The organism is Methanothrix soehngenii GP6, from assembly GCF_000204415.1.
GTDB lineage: Archaea > Halobacteriota > Methanosarcinia > Methanotrichales > Methanotrichaceae > Methanothrix > Methanothrix soehngenii.
Genome location: NC_015416.1, coordinates 1,988,853 through 2,013,884, shown reverse-complemented (window position 1 = coordinate 2,013,884; position 25,032 = coordinate 1,988,853). Strand labels below are relative to the sequence as shown.

The 25,032-nt window shown below is 50.4% G+C and carries 20 protein-coding genes, 1 tRNA gene and 1 pseudogene; 13 read left to right on the top strand and 9 right to left on the bottom strand.

The annotated features are described in order from the left end of the window. Positions 1 to 45: 45 nt before the first annotated feature. Complete coding sequence (locus MCON_RS10050; protein WP_013719865.1) at positions 46 to 942, bottom strand: hypothetical protein; 897 nt, start codon at positions 940 to 942, stop codon at positions 46 to 48. Next, a complete protein-coding gene (locus tag MCON_RS10045) occupies positions 939 to 1,469 on the bottom strand; it encodes a hypothetical protein (RefSeq protein ID WP_013719864.1) in 531 nt (176 codons plus the stop codon). Before MCON_RS10045 ends, MCON_RS10050 begins: the two co-directional genes overlap by 4 nt. Positions 1,470 to 1,657: 188 nt before the next feature. Between MCON_RS10045 and MCON_RS16410 the strand changes: the two genes are divergently transcribed. Genes MCON_RS16410 through MCON_RS10030 form a run of 3 tightly spaced genes read left to right on the top strand, consistent with a single transcriptional unit; the run spans position 1,658 to position 4,936 of the window. After that, positions 1,658 to 2,005 (top strand): hypothetical protein, encoded by a 348-nt coding sequence (locus MCON_RS16410; RefSeq protein ID WP_048132322.1) that lies wholly within the window; start codon positions 1,658 to 1,660, stop codon positions 2,003 to 2,005. After that, the gene (locus MCON_RS10035) at positions 1,995 to 2,405 is read left to right on the top strand and encodes a hypothetical protein (RefSeq protein ID WP_013719862.1); all 411 of its coding nucleotides are present in this window, start codon (positions 1,995 to 1,997) and stop codon (positions 2,403 to 2,405) included. Before MCON_RS16410 ends, MCON_RS10035 begins: the two co-directional genes overlap by 11 nt. A gap of 59 nt (positions 2,406 to 2,464) precedes the next feature. Continuing rightward, the gene (locus tag MCON_RS10030) at positions 2,465 to 4,936 is read left to right on the top strand and encodes a hypothetical protein (protein WP_013719861.1); all 2,472 of its coding nucleotides are present in this window, start codon (positions 2,465 to 2,467) and stop codon (positions 4,934 to 4,936) included. Positions 4,937 to 4,990: 54 nt separating this feature from the next. Here MCON_RS10030 and MCON_RS10025 read toward each other — a convergent pair whose 3' ends face one another. Further along, positions 4,991 to 5,626: a phosphoribosyltransferase gene (locus MCON_RS10025; protein ID WP_013719860.1), complete on the bottom strand. Its 636-nt coding sequence runs from the start codon at positions 5,624 to 5,626 to the stop codon at positions 4,991 to 4,993. Positions 5,627 to 5,680: 54 nt separating this feature from the next. On the opposite strand from MCON_RS10025, the gene MCON_RS10020 reads away from it, so the two are divergent. Further along, the gene (locus tag MCON_RS10020; protein ID WP_013719859.1) at positions 5,681 to 6,619 is read left to right on the top strand and encodes a DHH family phosphoesterase; all 939 of its coding nucleotides are present in this window, start codon (positions 5,681 to 5,683) and stop codon (positions 6,617 to 6,619) included. A gap of 10 nt (positions 6,620 to 6,629) precedes the next feature. Here the strand turns inward: MCON_RS10020 and MCON_RS10015 are convergent, their stop codons facing one another. After that, a complete protein-coding gene (locus MCON_RS10015; RefSeq protein ID WP_013719858.1) occupies positions 6,630 to 7,832 on the bottom strand; it encodes a phosphoglycerate kinase in 1,203 nt (400 codons plus the stop codon). 129 nt (positions 7,833 to 7,961) lie between these two features. Here MCON_RS10015 and MCON_RS10010 point away from each other — a divergent pair, with 129 nt between their 5' ends. The 6 genes from MCON_RS10010 to MCON_RS09985 all read left to right on the top strand — a co-directional run bounded on the left by MCON_RS10010 (position 7,962) and on the right by MCON_RS09985 (position 15,206). Then, positions 7,962 to 8,180 carry a hypothetical protein gene (locus tag MCON_RS10010; protein ID WP_048132320.1) on the top strand — a complete coding sequence of 73 codons (219 nt, stop codon included), beginning with the start codon at positions 7,962 to 7,964 and terminating at the stop codon, positions 8,178 to 8,180. A gap of 264 nt (positions 8,181 to 8,444) precedes the next feature. After that, the gene (locus MCON_RS10005) at positions 8,445 to 9,368 is read left to right on the top strand and encodes a pentapeptide repeat-containing protein (protein WP_157863775.1); all 924 of its coding nucleotides are present in this window, start codon (positions 8,445 to 8,447) and stop codon (positions 9,366 to 9,368) included. 184 nt (positions 9,369 to 9,552) lie between these two features. Further along, positions 9,553 to 13,203, top strand: a complete 3,651-nt coding sequence (locus MCON_RS10000) for a PD40 domain-containing protein (RefSeq protein WP_013719856.1) — start codon at positions 9,553 to 9,555, stop codon at positions 13,201 to 13,203. Positions 13,204 to 13,375: 172 nt separating this feature from the next. Continuing rightward, a complete protein-coding gene (pdxS, locus tag MCON_RS09995) occupies positions 13,376 to 14,269 on the top strand; it encodes a pyridoxal 5'-phosphate synthase lyase subunit PdxS (RefSeq protein WP_013719855.1) in 894 nt (297 codons plus the stop codon). Then, positions 14,270 to 14,848: a pyridoxal 5'-phosphate synthase glutaminase subunit PdxT gene (gene pdxT, locus MCON_RS09990; protein WP_013719854.1), complete on the top strand. Its 579-nt coding sequence runs from the start codon at positions 14,270 to 14,272 to the stop codon at positions 14,846 to 14,848. A gap of 1 nt (position 14,849) precedes the next feature. Continuing rightward, entirely contained in the window at positions 14,850 to 15,206 is a 357-nt protein-coding gene (locus tag MCON_RS09985) for a hypothetical protein (protein ID WP_013719853.1), read from the top strand. A 110-nt stretch (positions 15,207 to 15,316) separates the two neighbouring features. Here the strand turns inward: MCON_RS09985 and MCON_RS15285 are convergent, their stop codons facing one another. Together MCON_RS15285 and MCON_RS09975 are read right to left on the bottom strand one after the other, a co-directional pair. Beyond that, entirely contained in the window at positions 15,317 to 18,748 is a 3,432-nt protein-coding gene (locus MCON_RS15285) for a COG1361 family protein (RefSeq protein ID WP_013719852.1), read from the bottom strand. 313 nt (positions 18,749 to 19,061) lie between these two features. After that, a complete protein-coding gene (locus MCON_RS09975; RefSeq protein ID WP_013719851.1) occupies positions 19,062 to 19,517 on the bottom strand; it encodes a GIY-YIG nuclease family protein in 456 nt (151 codons plus the stop codon). Positions 19,518 to 19,637: 120 nt separating this feature from the next. On the opposite strand from MCON_RS09975, the gene MCON_RS09970 reads away from it, so the two are divergent. The 3 genes from MCON_RS09970 to MCON_RS09960 all read left to right on the top strand — a co-directional run bounded on the left by MCON_RS09970 (position 19,638) and on the right by MCON_RS09960 (position 21,776). Continuing rightward, entirely contained in the window at positions 19,638 to 20,228 is a 591-nt protein-coding gene (locus tag MCON_RS09970; protein ID WP_157863774.1) for a hypothetical protein, read from the top strand. A 227-nt stretch (positions 20,229 to 20,455) separates the two neighbouring features. Then, a tRNA-Leu gene (locus MCON_RS09965) sits at positions 20,456 to 20,539 on the top strand. Between the two features lie 316 nt (positions 20,540 to 20,855). After that, positions 20,856 to 21,776, top strand: a complete 921-nt coding sequence (locus tag MCON_RS09960; protein ID WP_013719849.1) for a hypothetical protein — start codon at positions 20,856 to 20,858, stop codon at positions 21,774 to 21,776. 178 nt (positions 21,777 to 21,954) lie between these two features. Here MCON_RS09960 and MCON_RS09955 read toward each other — a convergent pair. The 3 genes and pseudogenes from MCON_RS09955 to MCON_RS15280 all read right to left on the bottom strand — a co-directional run. After that, a pseudogene (locus MCON_RS09955) lies at positions 21,955 to 22,413 on the bottom strand (IS3-like element ISMco1 family transposase); the annotation flags it as partial. 89 nt (positions 22,414 to 22,502) lie between these two features. After that, a complete protein-coding gene (locus MCON_RS16270) occupies positions 22,503 to 22,718 on the bottom strand; it encodes a hypothetical protein (RefSeq protein ID WP_013719847.1) in 216 nt (71 codons plus the stop codon). Positions 22,719 to 22,784: 66 nt separating this feature from the next. Continuing rightward, on the bottom strand, positions 22,785 to 24,983 hold the full coding sequence (locus MCON_RS15280) for a tetratricopeptide repeat protein (protein ID WP_157863773.1): 2,199 nt from the start codon (positions 24,981 to 24,983) through the stop codon (positions 22,785 to 22,787). Between the last annotated feature and the right edge of the window lie 49 nt (positions 24,984 to 25,032).

Here is a 25,032-nt window from a genome sequence, read left to right as displayed (position 1 = left end):
TTTGCTTTGCTCTTTATTGGTGAGATATTTCTCATCCCAGGAACATCATGTCATATCTCCATAGAACTTGAAGACCGTGTAGCCATTGCCCACCACCTTCATCTCCGAGACGCCAAAGAACTCTCTGTTCCAGCTGGTGGGCAGATATCTGGCCACCGCCAGAGCCACCCCACAGATGAACAGTATAATGAAAAAGAACAGCCTGCGCTCGATTAGCGAGAAGGCGCCTATTAAAAGACAGATCAGGGATATAACTGCCATTGTGTTTCCCAAAAATACATGCTTCAGCCCGCTGGTGGTCTGAATGGTGTTGTCGTCCACCCGCTCGACTATGAGCATTATACTCTTCATGTTGATGGACATCGACTCTTCCAGCCGCTTATCTGTGCCCATCACATCTGAGGGATTCTCAAAATCAAACTGGGCACCATCGTCGGTCATAACCACCAGGGGAAGATCAAAGCTCCCCAGGAAGCTGCCGCTGGTATGCTTGCCATCGATTATGTACTCGTCCACCAGCTCCAGCGGCTTTATCCTTCTGACAAGAGCGACCTTTTCCGAGTCAGAAGGCACTTTCACCTGCCTTGACAGATTGACCAGATCGCTTGCCGCCTGGCTGGTGTCGAAGTTGCTCAGCCTGTTTATGGCATCCATGCCGTTCTTGAATACGAAGTCGTCGGCCACCTCCGGGAATATATTCCGCCCCGGCGTCTTGTAGCGGTTTTTAATTGCCTTCTTCAGTTCGGCCAGGCTTATCAGGAACGCCGGCCCCATAACCTCTATCTTATTCTCAGAGGTGATGACCTTGGGATTCAGAAATTTTACCACCCTGGAAGAAGCCTTCCCGCCTATCTTCTCAGAAGCTAGATCATTGGAGAAAGAGTGCTTTATCGCCTCTAGCTCTCGGTCCAAGAGGCTGGAAATCTCCCTGATTTCGTTCATAGCTTGGCCGCTCCGGGCTGACCATCCAGGATCACCAGGGTGAAAGGACTCTGGATAGAGATCGTCCCCGTCTGGCGGAATGTCCTCTCGTCCATCCTCACCACATCAGGATCCCTTCTTGGCAGCTCATCCAGAAGCCTGGCCGGGCGATCAATCTCTCGGGCCAGATCCGAGCGCTTCGGCCCGCTGACAGAGCACATCCCCTCCTTCAGATAGAGGACGCCCGGATCTCTTGCCGAAAAAAAGAGCATCTCGCAGGAATCCATGCTCACTTCCAGGTCTTCTGGGTTGTCGATGTTGCAGCAGGTCAGCTGTCTGGACTGGAAGGGCTCGCCAAATCCCGAGATTCTTATGGACAAGGGCTCAATTGAACTAGCGAGGAATGTCGCCTTTCTGGTCCGGAAATATCGAACGGGTGTGCAGGCGAACTCACAATCCAGGCATGACTGCAGCCGCCTTGCAGTCTCCGGATCGATTCCCTCCAGGTTTGGCAATTGCCTCAATTCTTGCTGCGTATCTTGCTGCATATCTCTCACTTACCTAATTGGCGTTATAGATGTTAATAGCTTTCCTAATCCAAGGCGCAACCAGAACCCGCGGATATTCATGATCCGCCCCTTAAATTCGATAAGCTTCGATATCAATCTTCGATATCGATAATAGATAATAGACTCCAATTAAGTTAGTTATTTATACTCAGATTATCAATAATTGATTGATACCTGAACAGGTCGGCTTATCTGTTATACAAAATAAGGGATATAGGGGCTTTATGTTGATTTCCTTGCTTGGATACATGGGGATAGGCCTGATCTGGGGCTGGTGGATTGGCAGTCTAAGCGGCAAGATCACTCGTCCGCTCTTTGATGGTATAGCAGCAGGAGCAGCGACTCTGATGTTTGCTCTTTGGGCATTTTATCTCTCTGGCATGTGGGCTCCTGTGCTTTTCTTTTGTGCTGGAGGATTGACTTTATATCTTCATCTTGCCTGGAGACGAGAGCTGATCGATCGTTTTAGTCTGCCTGACTCAGAGTGGGAAAGGAGGCAATATCATGTTAGATGAATCGGTAATTCAGATGATTCAGTTGATAGGCGCGCTGCTATTTGGCACCATAATCGGATGGTATGTTTATCTAATAAATCGGTATAGAAAAGGCGATGTCCAGCTGAGCGACCTGGCAGCATTGATTGGCGTCATAGGCGGGAGCGCAGTCCTCGCTCTATTCGATCGAGAGGGCGGCCTCTTCGGAGCATATGGCATAGGGCTTGCCATTGGCTTTTTCTCCTACTTCCTCTCCCTGATTGTAATGGTATCGAGATCTGATAACTTCAATATTGACTGGTTCTTAGACGGACGACGCAGAAAGCCCTCCAGCGACTATGTGATCCCACCGGGCACTGCAGTGACGGTGACGCCAATGAACGCGGGAGATGGCAGCGGAGGCAAAGTTCCCCCGGATTGATGAAGACGCTGGATGGGCGCTCATAATTGCTCCTGGGAAAAAGGGATGTGTGAGATGGAATGATCGAACAATCCATAAGGGATCTCAAAGAAGCAATCTTTAGCGAGAAGGGGCTCAATCCAGATCTGCTTATTCACCTCGCGCCTTATCTGACTGAGCCACTTCTTTCAAGAGCGATATCGATTGCCTATGCAGTTTCAGATCCTTACCAGCGCGCTCTTATACTCCTGGCGCTGGCTGAATCCGCCCACCTTTCTGATGCCAGGAAAAAGGCCTTGGTGGATGCTGCCCATGAAGCTGAGCACGAGATTACTTCGCAACCGGAAAGAATCAAGGTGCTGAAAAGGATCCTTCTGCTCACAACCAGTCAGGACCGCATTTTAGTTCAGGCTGAGCTGGTTCAAGAGGAAAATTGGGAGGCAGATCTGAAAGGGCGCCCATCGATATCGTCTAAAGATCTGGAAAAATGGGATTTGATGCTCAAGGGGGTCTCAAATAGTGTCGACGATTTTAAGGGAGGGGGATGGACACATTATTCTCCCAAAGCGGAACAAAAAGGGCATCCTCCTCCAAAGACGAGAAAGGATGAGGCAGATGTATTCGAATCAGTAGCATCTAAGGACGATGGAATTGGGATGTCTCTGCCAGAACAGATAGCTTCCATGAGTGAAGAGGAGAGAAGGAATCTATTCAGAGTAGCTCTGACTCGCCTTCAGATCCGTACAGTCAACACCGGCTTTGCACCCTCGCAGCATGCTGACAATCCCCTAGATCCTCAGACTCCCTTAAAGCCTGGTCAGACCTATTGCTTTTGGCTTGATATTGGCCGGCCAACTCTGAAATCTATCGAAACAGCGCCTGCAACGATTCCTGATTATGTGCCACCGAAAGCCAGGCTGGTGGTAGCCATCTTTCCCTTCGATGGTGAGATCGAGATCACTGAAGGGGCGGATGTAGGGGAGCTGGAGCTTCAAGATGATGGAACTGCCCGTGTGTTGCACCAGCCGGATCCATCAATGCGGGCAGTATCAGATGTAGATATCCTTAACCGACGCCTGCTCTTCCCGGTCAAGTCACCGGCACAAGAGGGCACATTCCGGTTGCGCTGCAATATTTATTACGAGCAGATCCTCATCCAATCCAGGCTGATAAGAGCTATCGTAGCAAATCATGGCCTGCAAAAAGAGGGAGCCCTGAGCTCGGAGGTTGATTACACCCTGAGCCACACCCTATGGGCAAATCATCTCAGGGGCTTTGCTCCTCACCGCCTCAGCATTCTCCTGAACAGCAATGGCGATGGCACCCATACCCTCAGCTTCTTTGGTGCCAAGGAGCAGGAGCCCATTTTCAAGAATAGCGCTGTGATACCGGCGACCGAACTGAAGAATCTGACAGAGAATGCCAGAAAAGCCCTGTGGAAAGCCTCATGGGGGGAAGAAAAGCCCTGGAAGGAGGGTGAAGGGCAGACCTATCGCTATCTAGATCGCTTTTCTGATGAGAATTTAAGTCTCAAGAGGCTTGAAGAGGATCTGATATCTCTGGCCAGAAGAGGGTATTTGCTTTATGATGCCATAATTGGAAAGTTCATCAAAACCCACAGCAAGACCAATGAGCTGGCGAGGTTGATGCTCAATCCTGGCATGGTGCAGATCGCCATAAGGGACTCGCCCACCCAGATTCTCCCGGCAGCTTTGATCTATGATTATCCTCTTGATACCAAAGCAGGTAGCTACAAGCTCTGCGAGGCTTTCTCCGCCGCACTTCAGAGCAATTCGCCTTTGGACAAAGCACCATGCTTTAATGGATTATGCCCCCACTCCAAGCGAGACGAAATGGGCAACCCAGATGGCTACGTCTGTCCAAGTGGATTTTGGGGCTTCAGGCATATCCTGGGATTTCCCACCTCTGTGCCCGACGAATCATCCTCGGAGATCGTCATGGATGATGGTCCGCATATGGTGGTATGTGTAGCCACAAACCTCGATCGCCTCGATGGGCATATGAGGGCGTTGCGAGAAATCAGGACCGATATATCCTGGCATTATTCAGATAAGCGGCTGGAGATCATCAATAACCTAAAGAGCCCGAAATCGCATCTGATCTATTTCTACTGTCATGGCGGGATTTCCACTAACAATATTCCCTACCTTCAGGTCGGAGATGGAACGGGCAACGATTTCATAGATGGATCGAATCTGAATGCTTTCAACATCGAATGGATAGAACCCAAACCACTGGTTTTTATCAATGGTTGCCACACTACTGCCCTGGACCCGGAAATGGCAATTAATCTGGTTGCCGACTTCGTCCGCTCGGGCAGCGCAGGGGTCATTGGGACAGAGACCACCATCTTCGAACCGCTGGCATGTAGCTTCGCCGAGGCGTGTCTGGGGCATTTTCTCAAAGACAAAAGCTCGATCGGAGATGCCATAAGGATGGCCAGGTTGAAGCTGCTCAAAGAATACAATCCCCTCGGTCTGGTTTATACCCCATTTGTCCTTCCCGATCTTCATGTAAAAGATAAGAGCTAAGTGCCACTGACTGCGGTTGCAGTCGGAGCAGACCGTTTTGATCGGGAGACGATACTATTCCCTCTTTTCCGCCGCCCTGAGGAGACGGATGACATCCTCATCCTCAAGCTGTGCAAACTCCTCGTAATGCTCAGATACTGAACAGAAATCAGGGGGCACATCCAGGGCGACAAGCTCATCGGCCTCTCTTCTGATCTTCTCTGCTGCCTCCATCGAAGAGACGGGAACGGCAACCACTATACTCTTAGGATGTTGCTTTTTCAGCACCATAATGGCCAGGAGGACGGTAAGCCCGGTGGCCATGCCGTCGTCAACCACTATGGCCACCTTCCCTCCCGCATTCAGGGGCGGTCTGCCTTCAAGATAGGCTCTTCGCCGCCTGTTCGCCTCTTCCATCTCCTCTTCTGCCCGCACGCCGAGCCATGCGGGATCCAGGCGGGAAGCGCCCAAGCTGTCGCATATCATCTCCCCATCCTCGGATATTGCGCAGACGGCGCATTCCCGGCTGCCGGGATAGCCGATCTTTCGGGTTATGAGCAGATCCATCGGAGCATCAAGGTGGCGGGCTACTTCATATCCCAGGACCACCCCACCTCTGGGAAGGGCATAGACCACCGAATCCTGGCCTATAAACCCGTCCAGGGCCCCTGCCAGCGCCTTTCCTGCCTGGGATCTATCCATAAAGAGCATAAAATATTGTCTGGCGGGAAAGAACTTATCTCTTTGGATTTGACCAATTCTCTTATGCTCATCTCAGAGGCCGAGTTCGGCTCCATCGTCAGCAGATACAAAAACGTCCTGTACCTGTGCCACCGCAACGCCGACCCTGATGCCATAGGGAGCGCCTTTGCCCTGGCCGGGGCCTTCGGAGGGACAGTGGGGGCGATAGACGACCTGAGCCGCATCGGAGAGGCTCTATCTGATATCATAGGAGCACATATACTGATCGATCCCTCAGAAGAGGGCTGGGACCTGATTGTGGTGGTGGACACATCCGTCCAGTTGCAGCTGGGCAGAATCCAGCTTGCCAGATATGGACTCATAGACCACCACCAGGATGAAGGGCTGACCCACAAGGCAGAATTCTATATCCAAAGGCCGGCCAAATCCACTGCGGAGATCGTCTGGAAGATCCTGAAGGACAATGGACGGCAGCCGAGCAGGGAGATGGCCCTGGGGTTAATGGCGGGGATTATCTCGGACACTGGGCGGTTCAAGCGAGCCAGCGCGGAGTCATTTCTGGCGGCCTCAGAGCTACTAGAGGCAGGAGGATTTGATTATGAAGAGGCATTGCAGGCCCTATCCGTTGCCCCGGACATCTCTCAGAGGATAGCAGTCCTCAAGGCAGCCTCCCGGGCAAAGATCGAGCGCCGGGGAGAATGGCTGATAGCCGCCTCCAGGATCAACTCCTTCGAGGGCTCATCGGCAGCAGCGCTGATAGACCTGGGGGCAGACGTGGCATTTGTAGCCGGAAGGCATGGCGATCGGGTCAGGATCAGCGCCCGGTCCAGCCGCAAAGCAGCGAATGCCGGCTTGAACCTCAACCAGATCCTGGGTGACATCGGCAGAGCCCATGGAGGTGACGGCGGAGGCCACAGTTCGGCAGCCTCCTTTGATGCCAGGGGCGATCCTGAAGCCCTTCTGCAGGAATGCAGAAATAGGGTGGCAGAGTTGCTGCCCTGATATTTCTTTTCTAAGCCTTGCGTACTTTTAGAGCGTACTTTTTCAGGGCTTCAATTCCCGGCAGGGGCTCTCCCGATAGGTAGGTGATGCTCGCACCGCCGCCCATGCTCACATGAGAGAACTTGGACTCCAGCCCCAGCTGTTCGATGGCGGCCACGCTATGCCCTCCGCCGGCGATGGAGTAGTCCGACTCGGCTGAGGCCTTCAGGAGCTCAGATGTCCCCAATTTGAACTTCTCCTGCTCAAATATCCCTGCCGGCCCGTTCATGACTGTAACCCGAGCATCCTTTAGCTCTTTGGAATAATCGACTATGGTCTCCAGACCTATGTCCGCTATAGGCAGATCGTTGGAAAGGGCGGAGACTGCGACGTCGATCCTCTCTCCATTCTTATTCAGGGCCACATCCACCGGCATTGCGATCTTGTCCGGATACTCTGCCAGAAGCTTAGCTGCAACCGGTATCTGCTCAAGATACTCCTGATCCTCTACGAACTTTCGATTGGCTTCACCAACATTGATTCCTGCTGCCATCAAGAAGACAGTAGCTACAACCCCGGAGGTCAGAATCTTGTCCGCTCCGCCGCGCCGCAGCACATTCTCTATCACCTTGATGGAGTCGTCCGCTTTGGTACCTCCTAATGAGTAGATCGTGGGATGCTCATCGCCCTTCAGCCCTTTGTCCAGAGCAGTGATCTCTTTGTCCATCAGAAGGCCGGCAATGCTGGGCAGAACCTCGGTGAATCCGACTACAGAACAATGAGAGCGATGGGAGACGGCAAAAGCGTCATTTATGAACAGATCGAATAGAGGAGCCAGCCTCTTCACCATATGGCTTTTAGCATGATCGGCAGGCGTGCGGTTCATGTTCTCTTCTGCATAAAAGCGGGTGTTCTCCAGGAGAAGAACCTCCCCTGGCATTAGGGATCTTATGGCCTCTCGAGCATGAGAGCCGAAGATGTCATCGATATAGGCAACATCGCGTCGAAGGAGTCTGGTGGCAGAGCGGGCATGGGCTTCCATGGTGGTATAGTCCTTCTTTCCCGCCCTGCTCTGATGGGCCATGAGGACCACCCGGCAATCCTCCAGAGCACGCAAAGTATCTAAATGGCTCTTGATCCGCTTGTCATCCAGGATATTTCCGCTCGGGTCCATGGGGGAGTTGAAGTCGACTCTAACCAGGACCCTTTTATTATCGAGTTTGACATCTTCCATCGTGAGATAATCCTTCAACTAAAGTTCCTCCCGGTGTGTTAGGGGTTATCGGAAGGAGTATAAAGTCGTTGCTGATTTGGGAGAAGCTATCAAAAAGGATTAAGATAGTGGATTGAGAGAGGCGACCGCATGGTAGAAGGATCAAATCTCCCCGTGATTGAGGCCCGCGAGATCCTGGAGAGGATCGAACGTGGAGAGCCAGTCATCTATGAGCACGCGGCGATAGCTGGCGATATTGACCTATCCAGACTTGATCTGCCCTTCATAGAAACCTCAGGCCGGAGAGGAAAGCCGTACGCTTTCCAGGATTACTTTCGCAATGCAATACAAACATACTTATTCTCATAATACCATCTCCACATGTTGTTTTCTCAGACCACAAGACACTCTTCGGAGCCAACGGTTCGGTGGGATGACTGAGAGACACACACTGACTCAGATCGGAATAGGCAGCAATGCCTAAGCTGAAATGCATTTGAAGCTATGATCTGTTTACGGGCTGCCTCGACCACGAAATGGCTCGACCGATTTTGCAAGTCGGTGTCAACCAGCCTATTGTAGCGGGGAAACATCTTACCTCAGTTACAAGCTCCGGTCTTTAGGCCGGAGTAGTTGACTCACAATGAAAGGTCTCGGGATATGTCCGCTCTGGCCCATGTACTGGCCTCTCGCATCGAGATCAGGAACTCGGTTTTTTTAGGGAGGGTCAATTTCATCAATTCTATATTCCGCGAACCTCTTGACCTCAGCGGCTCGACCTTTCGCCAGGAGGCGAGCTTCTCTTCTGCTACCTTTCTGGCAATGGTCAGCTTCGCCTCTGCCCACTTTCAGGAGGATGCGCTCTTCGATGGGACGGCATTCATGAAGACAGCAGACTGTTCCGCGGCCAGTTTCCAAAGAGAGATCACCTTTGCAGGCGCTAGCATCAATAAAATGCGTCTCTCAAGAGCACAGATCTCCGGTCAGTTGTCCCTTCAAAACGCGGAGTTCAACCGTCTGGAGGCCAGATGGCCAGTGCTGTGCAATCACCTGAGATATGATGGCGAAACCTACCTCTCTTTGGCCAGGAACTACAGGAACCTGGAGTGGTTCGAGGATGCAGACGACTGCTATTACCACTACCGTCGCGCGAGCCAGGCGGGCAAGAGCTTTGCCATCCGGGAAGGGGAAAACCGAAAGATCAACTGGTCCAAGCTCTTGGACGGCCTGGCCTGGATCTCCTGCGGTTATGGGGTTCGGCCCAGATATACCGTCTTCTTGAGCTGCTTTTTCATCCTGCTGTTCGCATTTCTCTACTGGCAGGGAATGGGAATCGTGGTGGAGCCTCTGAATGGATCTGAATACCTCCAGGGTCAAAACGAGGAGCTCACGTTCCTGGACAACCTATATTTCAGCGCCATGGTCTTCACCGCCAAGACCCAGGTCAAGTGGTACCCAGTAGGAGTCTACCGCTACCTGGCCACATTGGAGTTCATCCTGGGCTGGCTGCTCCTTGCTTTATTCCTTGTGAGCCTTGGCCGGACGATGATCCGTTAGAGCGCCGGATCGATCCATCCAGGCCCTGAAGAGAGGACCATTGCCTTTGGGTGCCGCCGACAATGGATCCAAATCCTTTTGGATTGATCACGGCAAACGTCGAGAAAAGTCCTTATAGTGGTTCGCCAAAACCATCAGACAAGTATCGAGGAAGAACATCATAGATCGATCACAGAGTGATGAGATGCATAAGGCAATTAGGCTTTTGATCATAACGGCGGCCCTCCTCTTGGCGGGAGCGGCCAGCGGGGCTGACTTTGGAAAGGAGCGTCCTATAGCGATCATTGTGGGCTCAGAGCAGCTGCAGCCTGCAATAGATGAATACGTCGTGGCCTGGTCGGATAACAGGAGCGGAAATTATGACATATTCATGTACGACCTGGAGACCGGCCTGGAGAGATGGGTTTGTATCGATCCCTTCTTCCAGATCAGTCCCGCCGTCTCCGGTGAACGCATCGTCTGGCAGGATATGCGCTCCGGTAACGGGGACATCTATATGTATGATGTCATCAACAAAACCGAGTCCGCGATCACCACCGCAGAGGGAAACCAGACTCAACCGGACATCAGCGGAAATAGAGTGGTCTGGGCAGATGACCGCAAAGGCACCTATCAGATCCATCTTCTAGACCTCTCCTCCAGAAATGAGGTGGAGATATCCTCTGCAAAGGGCGAGCAGATCAGGCCCAAGATCAGCGATGACCGAATTGTATGGATGGATGAGCGTTCCGGTGATTTTGATATCTATATGTATGACATCTCCACCGGCAAAGAATCCGCCGTTTCTACCGGTCCCGGTGATCAGTCGTTTCCCTCGGTCAGCAAAGACATCGTAGCCTGGGCAGACAACCGCACAGGAGAATCCGATATCGCCTTTATGGATCTGTCGAGCGGCAAGGAGACGACCATCAATAAATCAGGCATACAGACCGATCCCAGGGTCTATGGCCGCTACATCGCCTACCTCAACAACCACACGGACATCAATCTCTATGATATCGAGACCAGTGCAGATATCGCTCTTGCTCCAGGCAGCATCAAGATGGAGCCGGCGATCAGCGAACGAGGAGTGGTCTGGACCGATTACCGGAAAGGAACCAACGATCCGGACATCCAGATGTTCGACTTCGAGATACTGGCCGATATATCCATAACCAGTGGTCCTTTCAATCACACCAATCCCTCGATCTCCGAAGATAGTGTCGTTTGGACTGACAACAGAGACGGCAACTTCAATGTCTATTTGTTCAACATCACAACCGGAAAGGAGACGCAGATAACCGAGGACAGCTTCGATCACAGCAGCCCTGATATCAGCAACAAGAATCTGATCTGGACGGATATGAGCCTGGGAAATCTGCAGATATTCCTCCGCAACCTGTCAACCAAGGAGACCAAGCAGGTAACCATAGATCAGTCCGACCACCGCTATGGTATGATCGATGGAAACAACATCATCTGGATCGATGCGCGCTCAGGTGGAGAGCAGATCTACCTCTATGATATCATCACGGGCCAGGAAAAGCAGATCACTGCCGCCCAGTCCCTGAAGCTCTCCCCGGTGATCCATCAAGACAGAATCGTCTGGATCGATTCCCGCAGCGGCGAGGATAAATGGGATCTGTATCTCTACAACCTCACCACAGGTGAGGAGACGGCTATCTGCACCAACCCGGCGCGTCAGGCCCAACCCTGGATCTGGGGGGATAACGTGGTCTGGGCTGATGGCAGAAACGGGAACTGGGATATTTATGCTTATGACCTGGCCACCAATACGGAGAGAGCGGTGGTGATAGACACTGCAAATCAGGGGAACCCCGTGGTCCATGGCAACTACCTGGCCTGGCTCGACGTCCGGCAGGGGAATTCGGATATCTATCTGTTTGACCTGAGAAAAGGGGTGGAGGTGCCTGTTGCCACTCTTCCCACCCAGCAGACCCCTAACGACGGCAAGGGCGATCCCTATCAGATCAAACCCTATCACTCAAGCAAGATCATAAGCGACAACAAAATCGTGTGGATGGACAACAGCGATGGCTATTCGCAGATAAAGATGAGATATATCAACTCCGATCCGCTTCTGCTTTTAGAGGCTGACTATCCAAGCACCAACGGCAGCCTGCTGGTATGGAGCGATAACAGGAGGGGCAACTGGAATATCTACGGCTTTGACTTCTTCACCCGATCGGAAAAGCCCATAACCAAAGGGGATTACGATCAGCTCTATCCCAAGGCCTCGGGGGATATAGTGGTCTACTCGGACTACCGGAGCGGAGACTCAGACATCTATATGACGAACATTGCCACCGGCGTCGAGTCCCCTGTGGCTACCGGCAAACGCGACCAGATGTGGCCTTCCATCTCCGGCGACCTGGTGGTCTGGCAGGACAACTCCAGCGGCAACTGGGACATATATATGAAGGAGCTGTCCACGGACAAGACGACTCCCATCTACAAGGGATCGGGGCAGCAGATGTATCCAGCCATCAGCGGCGATCTGGTGGTCTGGCAGGATAGCAGAAACGGCGACTTCGATATTTATGTGAAGGATCTGGTCAATGGAACCGAGACCAAGCTCACTGGAGATGGAGACCAGCTCTATCCGGATATCTCCGGATACACCATTGCCTGGCAGGATGCCACGACGGGAGATATCTCTTATTACTTCTGGGACAAGAAATGGGGCAAGACCTATCCCCGGGAGGGAGAGCAGACCAACCCCGTGGTATCGGGCAATTATATCGCCTATGTGGACGGCTCGGGCGAGGACACTTCCATTAGGAAGCTGGACCTGGCCAGCTGGAAGGATGAGCTGGTCCAGGCAGGCCCAGGCCAGGCCAAACCGAGCATGGACAAGAAGCTGGTCTGGATCAATACCCACAGCGGTAAGCCAAGGTCAGTGGCAGTTGCCGCCGGCCAGACCAGCGTTATCAGCAAGGTCCCAGGAGATCAGAGCCATCCGGTTGTAGGAGGAAACGATCAGGTGGGCTACTATGTGGCCTGGATGGACAACCGCACCGGCGATCCCGATGTCTACGTCTACAGCCTGGCTCAGGAGCTGGAGCTGCCGCTTGCTGCCAGTCCCTACGAAGACATGTATCCGGATATAAGAGGAAACATCATCGCCTGGGTGGCCAGAAATCCGGACAATCAATACCAGATTGAGGACTACTGGTGTATCAGGACGTTTGACATATCCATAGACAACTCAACTGAGCTGGTCTATGGCCTGGAGAATTCCACCCCCATCTCCCTGAGCGACGATTACCTGGCCTATCTGAGAAAGACCTACTTCGGTTGGATGGTCTACTCCCGGCCCCTATACGAGAAGGAGACAGCACCTGAATCACCTCCTAGCGGCATCAATGTCCGGGCGGGAGGGGATTATTTGGTCTTCCAGAACAACAAGGCAGGAAGCTGGGATATCTTCCTCTGGAAGCAGGGCATGGGCACGCAGCCGGTGTCGATTGTAGCCGATCCTGCCGACCAGATCAATGCGTCGACGGATGGTCGCACCGTGGTCTGGCAGGACAACCGCAATGGAAACTGGGACATCTATGCCTACGACCTGAACACGAGCAAGGAGATGCAGATAACCACCGATTCAGCCGATCAGATCAATCCCGATGTAGAGAACGGGGTCATCGTATGGCAGGATAAGCGCAATGGAGATTGGGATATTTATGTCTACGACCAGAACGTTGGAAGGGAGACGCCCATCTGCACCGATCCTGGCAATCAGATGGAGCCGCGCATAAGGACTGGGAGGATCGTCTGGACGGACGACCGAAGCGGAGACAAGGATATATACATCTACGAAAACTATATGCCATAAGAGGGAGTGGGTCGGGCTCGTTCCTCCCCTTCTCCAATCTTTTATGACCTTTTTTGTCGCTATCCTTCGGATTTTTCATCTGATTTTTTTTGAGGGATATCGCAGTCCGTCGGGGCAAAGTTTATTTATTCTCGGTGTTTAGCTATCCCCTTAAGAATATTTGGGGCAATTCATGGAACTTGAAAATCTTCGATTTGGTACGGAACTGCTCAAACGTGGTTTCGCAAAGATGCAGAAAGGGGGAGTGATCATGGATGTCACAACCCCTGAACAGGCCATAATAGCAGAAGAAGCAGGTGCTGTTGCGGTAATGGCCTTACATGCCGTTCCCGCTGACATCAGGAAGATGGGTGGAGTGGCCAGGATGGCAGATCCCCTGGTCATTGAGTCGATCATAGAGGCGGTGACCATTCCCGTCATGGCAAAGGCCAGGATCGGCCACTTCGTTGAGGCCCAGATACTGGAAGCACTGGGCGTGGATATGGTGGATGAGTCCGAGGTCTTGACGCCTGCTGACGAATTTCATATCGAGAAGACGAAATTCACCATTCCTTTCGTCTGCGGAGCCCGGAACCTGGGAGAGGCCTGCCGGCGGATAAAGGAGGGGGCAGCCATGATCAGAACCAAGGGTGAAGCAGGAACCGGAGATGTGAGCCAGGCGGTCTTGCATATGCGCATGATCCTGGGCCAGATCAGGAGCCTGAAGGGAATGGACGATCTTCAGCTGATGAAAGTGGCCAGGGAGATCGAGGCCGATCTGGATCTGGTCAGGGAGTGCGCCCAGATGCAGCGTCTACCGGTGGTCAACTTCGCTGCCGGTGGGGTGGCAACGCCTGCAGATGCTGCTCTCATGATGCAGCTGGGCGCTGACGGGGTCTTCGTGGGCTCGGGAATATTCAAGTCAGAGAGCCCGGAGGCGATGGCCAGAGCGATAGTGGAGGCGGTGCATCATTATGATGATCCTGCTCATCTGGCTAAGGTCTCAAAGGGTCTGGGGGCGGCCATGAAGGGGCTGGATGCGGCTAGCATTCCCGAAGCTGAAGCCCTGCAGACGAGAGGCTGGTAGGTGCCTAAAATAGGAGTGCTGGCCCTGCAGGGCGATGTCTCGGAGCATGTCGATGCTCTGCAGAGGATTGGGGAAGGCATAGATGTGCTGGAGGTCAGAAAGCCCGGCCAGATCGCATCCTGCTCCGCCCTGGTTCTGCCTGGCGGAGAGAGCACAACCATCGTCCAACAGCTGAATAGCTCCGGCCTGGCCGGGGAGCTGGAGGCAGCTGCGACGACGGGCTTGCCCATCCTTGCCACCTGCGCCGGTCTGGTGCTGATCTCCAGAGAGATAGAGGGCGACAATCATGTTCAGCCCCTGGGCCTGATGGATATCAAGATCAGCCGGAATGCATTCGGCCCTCAGAGGGAGTCCTTTGAGGCAGACCTGGATGTAGAGGATATGGACCGTCCTTATAGGGCGGTCTTCATCCGCGCCCCTGTGGTATCCGAGGTGGGACGAGATGTGCAGGTCCTGGCGAAGGTGGGTGGTTTGCCGGTCGCTGTCCGGGAAAAGAACCTGCTCGGCCTTGCCTTCCACCCTGAGCTGACGGATGATATGAGATTTCACCAGCTGTTTTTGAAGATGCTGGAGGCTTGATATGTTCTCAGAGAAGGATCTGGTGGCCAGAAGCATAGAGGATATGGCTCAAGAAGTAGAAGAGCTGCAGGCTCTGGCCAGGGAAGAGAGGGAGAAGAGCGAAGCTCTCAGTCAGAAGGAGATCGAGCTGCGCCGGAAGTCCGTGGAGACGAGATCAGTGAATGCCGAACTGGCGGAGAGCTTCTGGCAGGAGGCAGAGAACATCCGAGATGAGTGCCGTGAGTTGATGCGGCTTTTTATGGAGCATAAGCTGCGCGCGGCTGAGGTTCAGCATCGCATCGATATACATGACCAGATCGAGTCTCTGGATGATTATGATGAGGTCTGGAGACAGGCAGCCAGTGCCAGACGGGGCTAAGAGCCCTGTCCATCATGCTCTTTGCAGTGAAAGCTTCCATAAGAGCGATATAATTTTTAAAAAATAGCAAAAGTCAATCGAAATCTTACCATAAGGCTATATTTCTGTCTCTACTTGCCGTCCTTGAACTGGATATCCTTCTCCGTCTGGAAGGAGCCCTTATACTGCTGATCTGCCTTGACCTTCTTGAAGAGCTTGGCATACTTGGTCTGGATATTCCAGGTTCCATTAAAGGCCTGTTCGGTCTTGAAGTTCAGGGTGTTGTTGGCATAGCCGGCGCTGGATACGCTGGAGCTCTCAGACCGGTCCACATGGCTCAGGTTGTACCTCTCGCTGACTGATGCACCCATGCCGCCATCAAACCTTGGCGATTCGACGGTCTTGTGGCCTTTCAGGCTGCCGCCAGTGAAAACCAGATCCTTGGTCTCGGTGAAGTTATCTATTGATTGCCTTCTCTCAATGCTCCTCTGGCTCTCCATGGATATCGATCCGCTGCCCATCATATTCTCATTGTAGTTCATCGCCACTCCATTGAAGTTGTCCTTTATGGAGACCTCCCCCTCGCCTTTTACCGATGAGGACTCAATGAATAGCTTCTTATTAAGTGTTGAGGAGGTGCTCTCCTCTCTCTTCGCATCAGGAGCGACATTGACAGTGCTCCAGTGGATCAGATAAGGACCGCCTTCAGCAGTGCTCGATCCATCGGTCATCCAAACTGAGAGCGGCATATAGGTGCCTGCCGATCTGCCGGGTATGGTGCTGCTCCAGTATCCATCCATCTCATCTCCCGACTCAAGTACCATCTTTGTGTCGTATACCCTGTCTATTCCTTTCATGCTCTGTCTGGTCAATGGTGCATCAGAGAGCCCGTACTTCACAGAGGCATCCGTTATTGGAGATGGGCTCTTTATATGAACAGTGACCTTGACATCCTCCTCTGCAGCCGGCTGGCTGGGCTGGGCGTTCACGTCCAGTATGGCGATCGCCCCGTGCTCAGAGCTTTTCACCCCCTCGATGCTCAGCTCATAGTTTTCTTGGCCAGACAGGTTCTTCTCCTTAGATTCTGGCTGAGTCGACATATTAATAGAGGGCACTGCTGTCGGCTCATCCTCATGAGCAGACTCGGGGCTAATGGTCTCGTCCGCCTCGGACTCATTTGTCGCATCCTTATCAGCTCCCACGATGTCGGAGATGCCCAAGAGCGTTTCTACATAACGGAGGAGGTTTGAGACTCCTTCTACCACGGCGTTGTCGGACTTCTTAGCGGATTGCTCCACATCTCGAGCCATCTTTCCGGATACCTGAGTGATGGTCGATTTCTCTTCTGGCAGGTTGAAGGGCAGGCTGCTGTTTCCATAGCTGACGCGAGCCGGAACCATCCTGACGTTATAGTCTGGGTAATCGTCCGATGGCTTGACACTCCCTTCAGCAGATGCGCCCTCTATCAGGGCCAGGTTCAGATTATACTCTCCCCGCACCGAACTCCTGTCCATGGTGAAGCCCTCGGCGGTTATGGTGTCTTCTCCACCCCTGCTGATCGACTTTTTCGCAGTGATCGTCTTCTGGTGCTTGGGGGAGAGGATGTCTATGCTGCCCAGCGGGCCTAAACTCTCGCTTATGACGAAGATGCTGTACAGTGGCACGCTTCCCATATTGGCCACGGTGCAGGTGATGCTGCTCGTGCCTCCGGGGGCCACGGCCGAGGGCGAGGCGCTTGCAAAGACCCGGATCGCCGTTGTGACCGTCATCGCCTCAACTGCCATCCGGTCGGACCAGACCTCGCCCTGGGAGTCTTCTCCAGCAACGGCGAACTGCAGGGTGCTGTTCTCCTCGATGAGCGGCCTTGCTTGGACCACTCTGAACTCTCCCGGCTCAAGATCGCCCAATGAGCTGAGCTTTGCGCCATCCAGGGTGAGGACCACCTCCCTCAATCGGTCCTCGCCGGAGTTGGTGACCAGACAGCTGATCTCTGCTTCGTCACCCGGTGCAGCCTCGATCTTTTCAGGCATGACTTTCAGGCTAATTCCAGGCTTGATGGCCCTCAAGAGCACACTTCCATTGGTGGTGGTCTCAAAGCCGCGGCCGTCCATTCCCCTGGCGGTGACATTGATCCAGGTGCTGTCATTCTTGCTGTAGATGGCGGCCATTCGTACCGATCTTCCCGGGAGCATCTGGGGCAAAATGCAGTCCGTTCCGTTCCCTTGCAGCGTGACATTGAACAGTGTTTCCTGGCCAGTGTTCTCCAGGATCCAGGTCACCTCTGCCGGCTCTCCGGGATATGTGGCCACTTGCGTGCTCTCGCTCTGAATCTCGAGCGATGAGTTCATCACTGCAATCGTCTGGCTCTGGCTGGAATAGACCTCTCCACCGACCTCGTCCCGGGCGGATACCATGACCTCATAAGGCAGGCTGTGGAGAATCGTCCTATTCTGTTGCACTGTCTTGGCCTCTCCTGCCGCGAGTGCAGGAATCCGGGCCACCTCTCCGAATCCATCATCGACCTTCAGGTCGGTCAGATTATCCTCACCGCTATTCTCGATCCGGATCAGGATGGAGGCGTTCTCCCCCCGGTGAACAAGCTCCGGAGCCTCCAGCAGGAGGTTGATCTGAGGGGAGATCATGCGGATATCGATGCTTGTGTTGTTGGTATAGATATTGCCCTTGCCATCCTTGGCGCTGGCCTCGGCCAGGAGGCGGGTGTTATTCTCGACCAGCAGAATGCCATCCAGCTCCAGCTCCTTGTGCGGAGTGAGAAAACCAGTGGATGCGAGCTTGCCCGCACAGGTGATGCGAACATCGGAGAGCTCATCCTGGCCAATGTTTGTGGCCAGGCATCGGTAGCTTATCGCCTCTCCTGCCAGGCAGGCCGATCTATTTACTGATATATTCAGAGCTATAGAAGTGGAGCTGGAGTTCTGGGGGATGGCTGGAATGACAGGCTCTTCTGCTATTGGTACTTCCGCCTCCGCCGGAATGGCGCCACCGGCGGGAATGGCGCCACCGGCGGGAATGGACATGGAAAATAAAAGCGGATCGAATATCGTCTCTAGGCCGACATCCTCGGATGCATTCTTTTCTTGCTTTGTGGAGTTGTATTTGACCCGGCCCTGAATCTCCAGGCCGGTTGGATCCAGAGCGAAGACCGATAGCTTTTCCGCTCTGCCGCTTATGGACAGGACCTTCTTCTCCCCCGGGTCGAGCTCGGAGAGGGTGCCCAGGGATCTATCCCGATCCGTCACCTTGATCCTATGAAGCTTTGTGATGCCGTTGTTCTCCAGGTGGACCTGGGATAGATTCGGGCTGGAGTTGACCACTGCCAGCAGGGAGACGTCTGAGGAAGCAATCCTCAACACCGGCTCAGAAGAACTGCTTTGAGGATCTTCTTTTTCGGTTCTTGCCGGGGAGCTGACAGAGGGATTCTCAATACCAGAATCCTGGTCAGAAGAGAGAGAAATGGAGGATTTAGTATCTTCTCCTGTGGGAAAAAGATAGAATATGGTCGGAACTAGAATAACCAGAAATATGGCGATGCCCATCATCATAGGGCTTGCCTTTGGACTACGCTTCCCCCTTGGTAGTCTGAGCTTGGAGCTCCTCCTCATCCAACTACTCCCTTATTGTATCTAATCTATCCCTTCAATAGATTGTGACTTTGGTTCCCTGCTAATTTATTATGATTATTTCCCTTTTGAGCATTTTTTATATTTCAATCTATAAATGGGTTTCGGATGTTTGGGCAAAAAAGGGGAATGCATGCATACTTTTAGATTTATAGCAGTGGAGATATATCACTATCAGCTGAACTTATACCGCTTCTATAACTATTTTTTCATTTTATTTAGTTTATAATTTTGGTTATTCTCGCGATGGCTCAAGCGTCATTGATGCCGCCCGAGAATGAGCAAGAGATACCGCAGCCATCGTGCTCACCAGATCCTCTCCATAGTGAAGGTGGCTGATGCAGCGGCAATCGCTAGAGCCAAATCCCTTGATGGGCACAAGACGCTCTCCTACCATTTCCGCTATACTGCATTCCAGATCTCGCGATGTCCTGGTTATGAACACCTCGACCAGGCCCGCCTGAGCGAGGAGATAATCTATATGCCATCTCCTGGTGTTTCTAGTGCCCCGCAATATCTCTATATGGCGATCCACCCTCTTGCAGCCGCCAGGCCCCCGGGCAGAGCCGGTATAAGCATAGCATCCGGGGGCAAAATCGATCTCACCCAGGGCCCCTATACAGATCTGCTTCGCCTTTTCCAAAGAGAGGATGATGGTGTAGATTCCCAACTCATCACAGCCATATCTCATATGAATCCGTTTCCCATTATCGCTATTTGATACTAATGCTCTTTTGGAGGGATGATACGAGATTTATATCAAAGCAAGACTTTTCTAGGATGAGGAGCAAAGAGAAGCTCGGTGAATTGTGTGAGAACAGTATTAGCATTTGCATTGGTGCTGATGCTCTCCTCTCTGGCTATATCTGCGCCGGAGAGCAGTCAGCTTGGACCGTATGCCGTCACTTTCGATATGAATACCGAAATGCAGTATGAGATGATACCGCTGGAGGCCGGAGAGTCTGATGCAGCTGCATTTTACGGCCTGCAGGTAGTAACAGACAACTCCACCTGGGCAAGGGTGGTCATAACCGAGTACAAGGAGCTTATAGATTCAACCATCGCTCCCCAAAAGACCATAACTGTCCTGAATGCCGCCGTTAACGGCTTCAATGTTACCAGTGTAGAAGACACGGTCATAGATGGAAAGGAAGGATATGTAGCCAGCGGAGTTCCCTTCCCGGGGATCACAAGCATTCCAGCCGATACCCAGCTCTTTGAGGCCGTGTACTGGCTGGACAGCGAGGAGTGCGAGTGCGGACCAGTCTCTGTAGGCACGACAAGTGTAGCTATATCCTCAACCTACCCAGAGGATGTGACCATGAACCTGATCAACAGCCTGAAGATAGTCAAGGGCGAGGCAGCAGCAGTAGCGGGCGAGCAGGTTCTGCCTCCGGAATAAGCAATACGGATAGATAAATAATATCAAGATACGGCAAATAGAGAGTAAAAGCACTGGAATAGGCTTTGGGCCATTGGCTCATTGCCGATCCCTGATGCTATATCGGCAAAGGCAAGCCCATACGGGCCTCCCCTTTGCCTCTAAACAGATAATATTCCTTTTTCTGAGATCATTCGGGAAACTATTTATCCATCATGTCCTATTGTAAGCGGCGGCCTTATATGGTTGCGGGGTTCGCCAAGCTGGCCAAAGGCGCAGGACTTAAGATCCTGTCTCGCAGGAGTTCGCGGGTTCGAATCCCGTACCCCGCATTAAACTTTTTATATGATACCGATTTTGGCATTGACTGCCTTAGCAATACCCAGATGCTTGCATCAGGGATAAGGGAATCCGTGTCCAACTTAGGGATTGAATTAGATTCGAGTAGTACTATCTTTATGCGGCGACGCCTCGGATGCCTCATCTGCTTGCAGGAGCACAGAGATAGTCTTAATAGCAGTGCATGCAATGTGATAGCAGATGTTCGAGAAATAAATGATAGCTGTAATATTCATTCAAAAGGTTCTTCATCTGAGGCATCTGGTAGAGGCTGAAGAGAAGCATGGTTGAGGTTTCGAGGCAAGAGACATGGCTCAAGAAAATATATCCAAGAGTATTGATATTGTCAAGGATCTCAAATTCGTACCACTCAGTACAGAACCCATTAGATATTTTCCCAAAGCCCATATTGATGAATCTAGTTTAATAGTCTCTGAAGCGGCTATTGTAGGTGTTTTCGATTTTCTAGGGTTCAAAAAATTTATGTCGCAGCCAAATCTATATGAGATTTATTCCGAGCTTATTGGAATATCAAATCTAGTTAAAAGATGTGGCGAAGACTGTGAAAGGAGGTTTAAAATTAATGGCAAAATCAGTGAAATATCTGCTCAAACGGTTCAAATATCAGATACAATTATTGTTTACAGTATGTTGCGAGAGCCACAAAATATCAAACATTTTTTGTATAATGCGCACTGCATGATGTTTTATGCAATTCTTGCCGGGCATCCGCTAAGAGGGGCGTTATCTACAGGCAAGTTATTAATTAATAAGGACCCTGTTTTACTGTTAGGCGGAGCACTTGAGGAAGCTTTTGAGTTCGAAAAGCGACAAATATGGTCTGGAGCCTGCATTTGCCCATCATTGCAGCAATATTTAAATGAAATCGAACTACTAGATGGACTTTCTCCACTAATTCTCCCATACTCGATTCCATTTAAAAATGAAGAATCCAAATATGGAGAAATGCTACCCAGATTTGCCCTTAATTGGATTGATGAATTTAATTGGATATCACCTGACCATATAATTAAAAAGTTTCAGCCATTCGACTCAGGATCTCATGAGGAAAAGATTTTTGCCAATACTAAAAAATTTTTAAAATTTGCAACTGACCAGATAGCTAAGTGCGAAATGGATTGGGGCCCCATCAATAGAAAAATAGTTTTCGAACAAGCACCGGATTTAGGTGGAAATATTATACGCATCGTCGATGGGAAGGACGATTGAACAAGCATGCTGAAATGGATATTCCAGATGCTCACGAATATAAACGAGATAATTATTAATTTAAGTGATCTTTTCATACAGAGAATATCAATTTCTGTGAAGAATTAAACTAAACTTATTAATAGTTCTGCCCAGTATGTAAAATACTATATCGGATGAGAGACATGCGGGATGTGGGTTGAATCTCGTCTCTGAGGACCGTATTTTCGGTATTCTCAGAGGTATCTGAATTCTGCTCTATTCGCCATTTGCAGTAGCCGCTGCGACTCACATCCTATGCATAACATGATTGGGATATGGACAACTGAAGGCAGCTCGAATGAGCTTCCTGGATAATCATGTACCGCCTATTAGTGTCGGTTTTAGTCTTTCCTCCCTGACTTTCTTTTGGGTCATGGCGAACGCTTTTTTTTAAAAGCTCGTTCTCGGCATGAGCTTGACCTAGCAGCCTCTCAAGCTCGGCGATCATGGTCTCGTACTTGCATCGATTGCCATTGGAGCTGTTCGCTCTTTCGGGATTCTCGGCCAGTTCATCTCGCCACCGGCAGGGAAGGCTGGGATGGATGCCATATTCGCGGGCGATCTGAGCAAGTGGCTTGTCTGCCTCCTTCATGCACTTCCTCCCATGAGTCGGCATTGCTCAAAATTGTCCACTCTTAGGGGTTCACTCTAGAGAGACAATCAGAAATGCTCAAATTTAGCGTATAAATGCTAAAATTAATATTTTTATCTCTGCTTTTTGTAATAGGGGGATAACCTATAAGATGCTAATGCCAAAATAATAGTTATTACTGATCCCAAAAAGAAAGATCCATATTCTGAATCCATTAGAAGCCAGATCGAGGCGACACCAAAAAAGAGAGCTAAAACTCCCAAGATTAGTGCGGGAATTGCATATAATAATGTGAACCATGCTGCTAATGCATTGGCAATTCTGCTCATGATGGTTGTGAATAGATTCCTTGTTAATAAATGTATATGTATCTACTCATGTCAACCCAAAAGAAGTCAATTCATCAATGCTTCTATCATGCTATTGAAAATCACTCCATCAATGGGAACCTGAAAAGTTCTATTTTCAACTGTTATATTGAGATAGGTCTTATTAATACCTTTAAATGTCTGTGTTCTTGCCCTGCCTTCCTTTCCAATTACTATTCCATCCCTATATGGCTCAATAGATATGATTTTCTTAAGTAATATGTCAGAGCTATGTGATCCTCCTAAAAATACAATCCTCCGGTTTGTGAGTGTCAGTGTGCCTCTATCAATTTCAGTAAGCACTTCATGAGATTTAGATCGAAACGTTCCGCCTCCAATTGATACACCTTTGGCTACTCTGACGCGAGAACTGCTATAATTCCCCGTACGCACACTCCTGTTCTCAAATAGAGATATATCACCCAGCGTGATTATTGCAGTTTCGTTCCTCTTAAGTATGATCGGAGGATTGTGTTCAATAGGGAATCCCTGACCACGTCTGATATCAGCTAGCCATGTATCTCTAGCAATGTTTTTATGAGCCTCCCACGTTCTCATGAACTCCTTTGTATCCGGCAATTTTGAATAGCATTTATTACAGGTAACATCATGTTGAGTCATGAGTCCTAATAGCTTTTTTCTATCTGTTACTATCAATCGTCCCATCTTGCAAGCAGGACATGCATCAAATTCAATCACGTTATGTGTATTAGTTTCCGAAATTGTTTCAATCTTCGAATTCTCCTGGGTACCTAATAATAAATCTTTTGCTTTCTGAACCTCTGGTGTTAAAGTAGGATCTAGCTCAATAGCCTTGTTATACGCCAGGATAGCCTCATCGTACTTGCCTTGTTGATGGAAGGAGACTCCTTTGCCAAAGCAATCAACTGCTTCTTCCGTATTGAAATTTCCTAGCTTTCGCAGTATTAATGTTTTGGTCGTTTGAGCCGCTTTGTAATTAGGATCTAGCTCAATTGCCTTATTGACCGCGTTTAGAGCTTCATCATACTTGGTCTGTTTAAAGAGAGCAGTGCACTTAGCATTCCAATAATATGCATTTTGTTGATCGATCTCAATGGCTCTATTAAAAGCCCGAACGGCTTCATCATAATTTCCCTCGCCAACAAAAGCAGCACCTCTATTGTTCCAGATAGATGCATTTAAAGGGTCTAGCTCAATGGCCTTATCGTAAGCCTCTATTGCTTCACCATATTTGCCTCGGCCAGTTAGAATCCCACCTTTTATGTTCCAGGCACCCGCTAATTGCGGATTGATTTTTATGGCCATGTCGAGTGCTACTATGGCCTCATCATATTTAGCCTGATAGTGATAGAGATTTAATCCTTTGTTGGCAAAAGAATCTGCATCTTGAGGATTTATCTCTATGGCCTGATCATAAGCCCTGATAGCTTGATCATATTGGCCCAAATCATCGAGAACAGCGCCTTTTCCACTCCAAGAGCTAGAATCTAGTGGATTAATCTGGATTGCCTTTTCATAGGCTGCAACTGCTTCATTAAACTTTCCTTGTTTATGGAGCGCAATGCCTTTATTTCTCCATGCATCCGCATCTTGAGCATTTGTCTCGATGGATCTGTTAATCTCCTCTAAATTTTCAATGGCGTTGCCTTTGTCTCTCCAAATAGTTTTGCTAGTTAGTTCAAATGATGTATTGTTCTCAATGCAATTTGGTTGCTTATTCTGAACCTCATCTATAAGTGACGAGTCATCATCAGAGTGTTCAAGCATGTCGGTTATTGGTTCATTTTTTGCCAAGGCATCTATTTGGGAAAGAGGGGATCCGCACTGTGAACAAAACTTCCCGTCATCTTCTGCCCCGCACTTTGGGCATTTTAATCGAGTCGTAGATGTTTCGATCCTTGTCAACATCCTTGCCATTTCTTCGGCTTGTGCTACCTGTGCATCGCTAATAAATAAATTAACAAATCCACCAAGTCCTGCATCTGGAAAGTATACATGAAATTGTCTAGTGCCTAGAAATTTCGCCAATTCAGCTTTTATAATATTTTTTCTGGAAATATTATATGTCTTGCTTATTTTTGAACTATCCCATTTTGGAGGCGGCAAGGTAAACATCTTTTGCTTATATATTTCTATTCTAACAGATTCTTTATTTATCAGCATCTTACCATTAATGCATTCAAGGCTTGCTAAAACCGATTCAGTTGGCACCATCATACCCCTGATTATAATTACCTGAGTCAAAATGACAAACTAATAATAATGCCAATGACACATGCCCCAGATATTCTTT

Coding starts and splice junctions, on each gene's coding strand:
- MCON_RS10020 (WP_013719859.1), top strand. CDS start 5,681: ATGCTCATCTCAGAGGCCGAGTTCGGCTCCATCGTCAGCAGATACAAA.
- MCON_RS09985 (WP_013719853.1), top strand. CDS start 14,850: ATGTTCTCAGAGAAGGATCTGGTGGCCAGAAGCATAGAGGATATGGCT.
- pdxS (WP_013719855.1), top strand. CDS start 13,376: ATGGAACTTGAAAATCTTCGATTTGGTACGGAACTGCTCAAACGTGGT.
- MCON_RS10010 (WP_048132320.1), top strand. CDS start 7,962: ATGGTAGAAGGATCAAATCTCCCCGTGATTGAGGCCCGCGAGATCCTG.
- MCON_RS09975 (WP_013719851.1), bottom strand. CDS start 19,517: ATGAGATATGGCTGTGATGAGTTGGGAATCTACACCATCATCCTCTCT.
- MCON_RS15285 (WP_013719852.1), bottom strand. CDS start 18,748: ATGATGATGGGCATCGCCATATTTCTGGTTATTCTAGTTCCGACCATA.
- MCON_RS10035 (WP_013719862.1), top strand. CDS start 1,995: ATGTTAGATGAATCGGTAATTCAGATGATTCAGTTGATAGGCGCGCTG.
- MCON_RS10000 (WP_013719856.1), top strand. CDS start 9,553: ATGCATAAGGCAATTAGGCTTTTGATCATAACGGCGGCCCTCCTCTTG.
- MCON_RS16270 (WP_013719847.1), bottom strand. CDS start 22,718: ATGAGCAGAATTGCCAATGCATTAGCAGCATGGTTCACATTATTATAT.
- MCON_RS10025 (WP_013719860.1), bottom strand. CDS start 5,626: ATGCTCTTTATGGATAGATCCCAGGCAGGAAAGGCGCTGGCAGGGGCC.
- MCON_RS10015 (WP_013719858.1), bottom strand. CDS start 7,832: ATGGAAGATGTCAAACTCGATAATAAAAGGGTCCTGGTTAGAGTCGAC.
- MCON_RS10045 (WP_013719864.1), bottom strand. CDS start 1,469: ATGCAGCAAGATACGCAGCAAGAATTGAGGCAATTGCCAAACCTGGAG.
- MCON_RS09960 (WP_013719849.1), top strand. CDS start 20,856: ATGGCTCAAGAAAATATATCCAAGAGTATTGATATTGTCAAGGATCTC.
- MCON_RS10050 (WP_013719865.1), bottom strand. CDS start 942: ATGAACGAAATCAGGGAGATTTCCAGCCTCTTGGACCGAGAGCTAGAG.
- MCON_RS10030 (WP_013719861.1), top strand. CDS start 2,465: ATGATCGAACAATCCATAAGGGATCTCAAAGAAGCAATCTTTAGCGAG.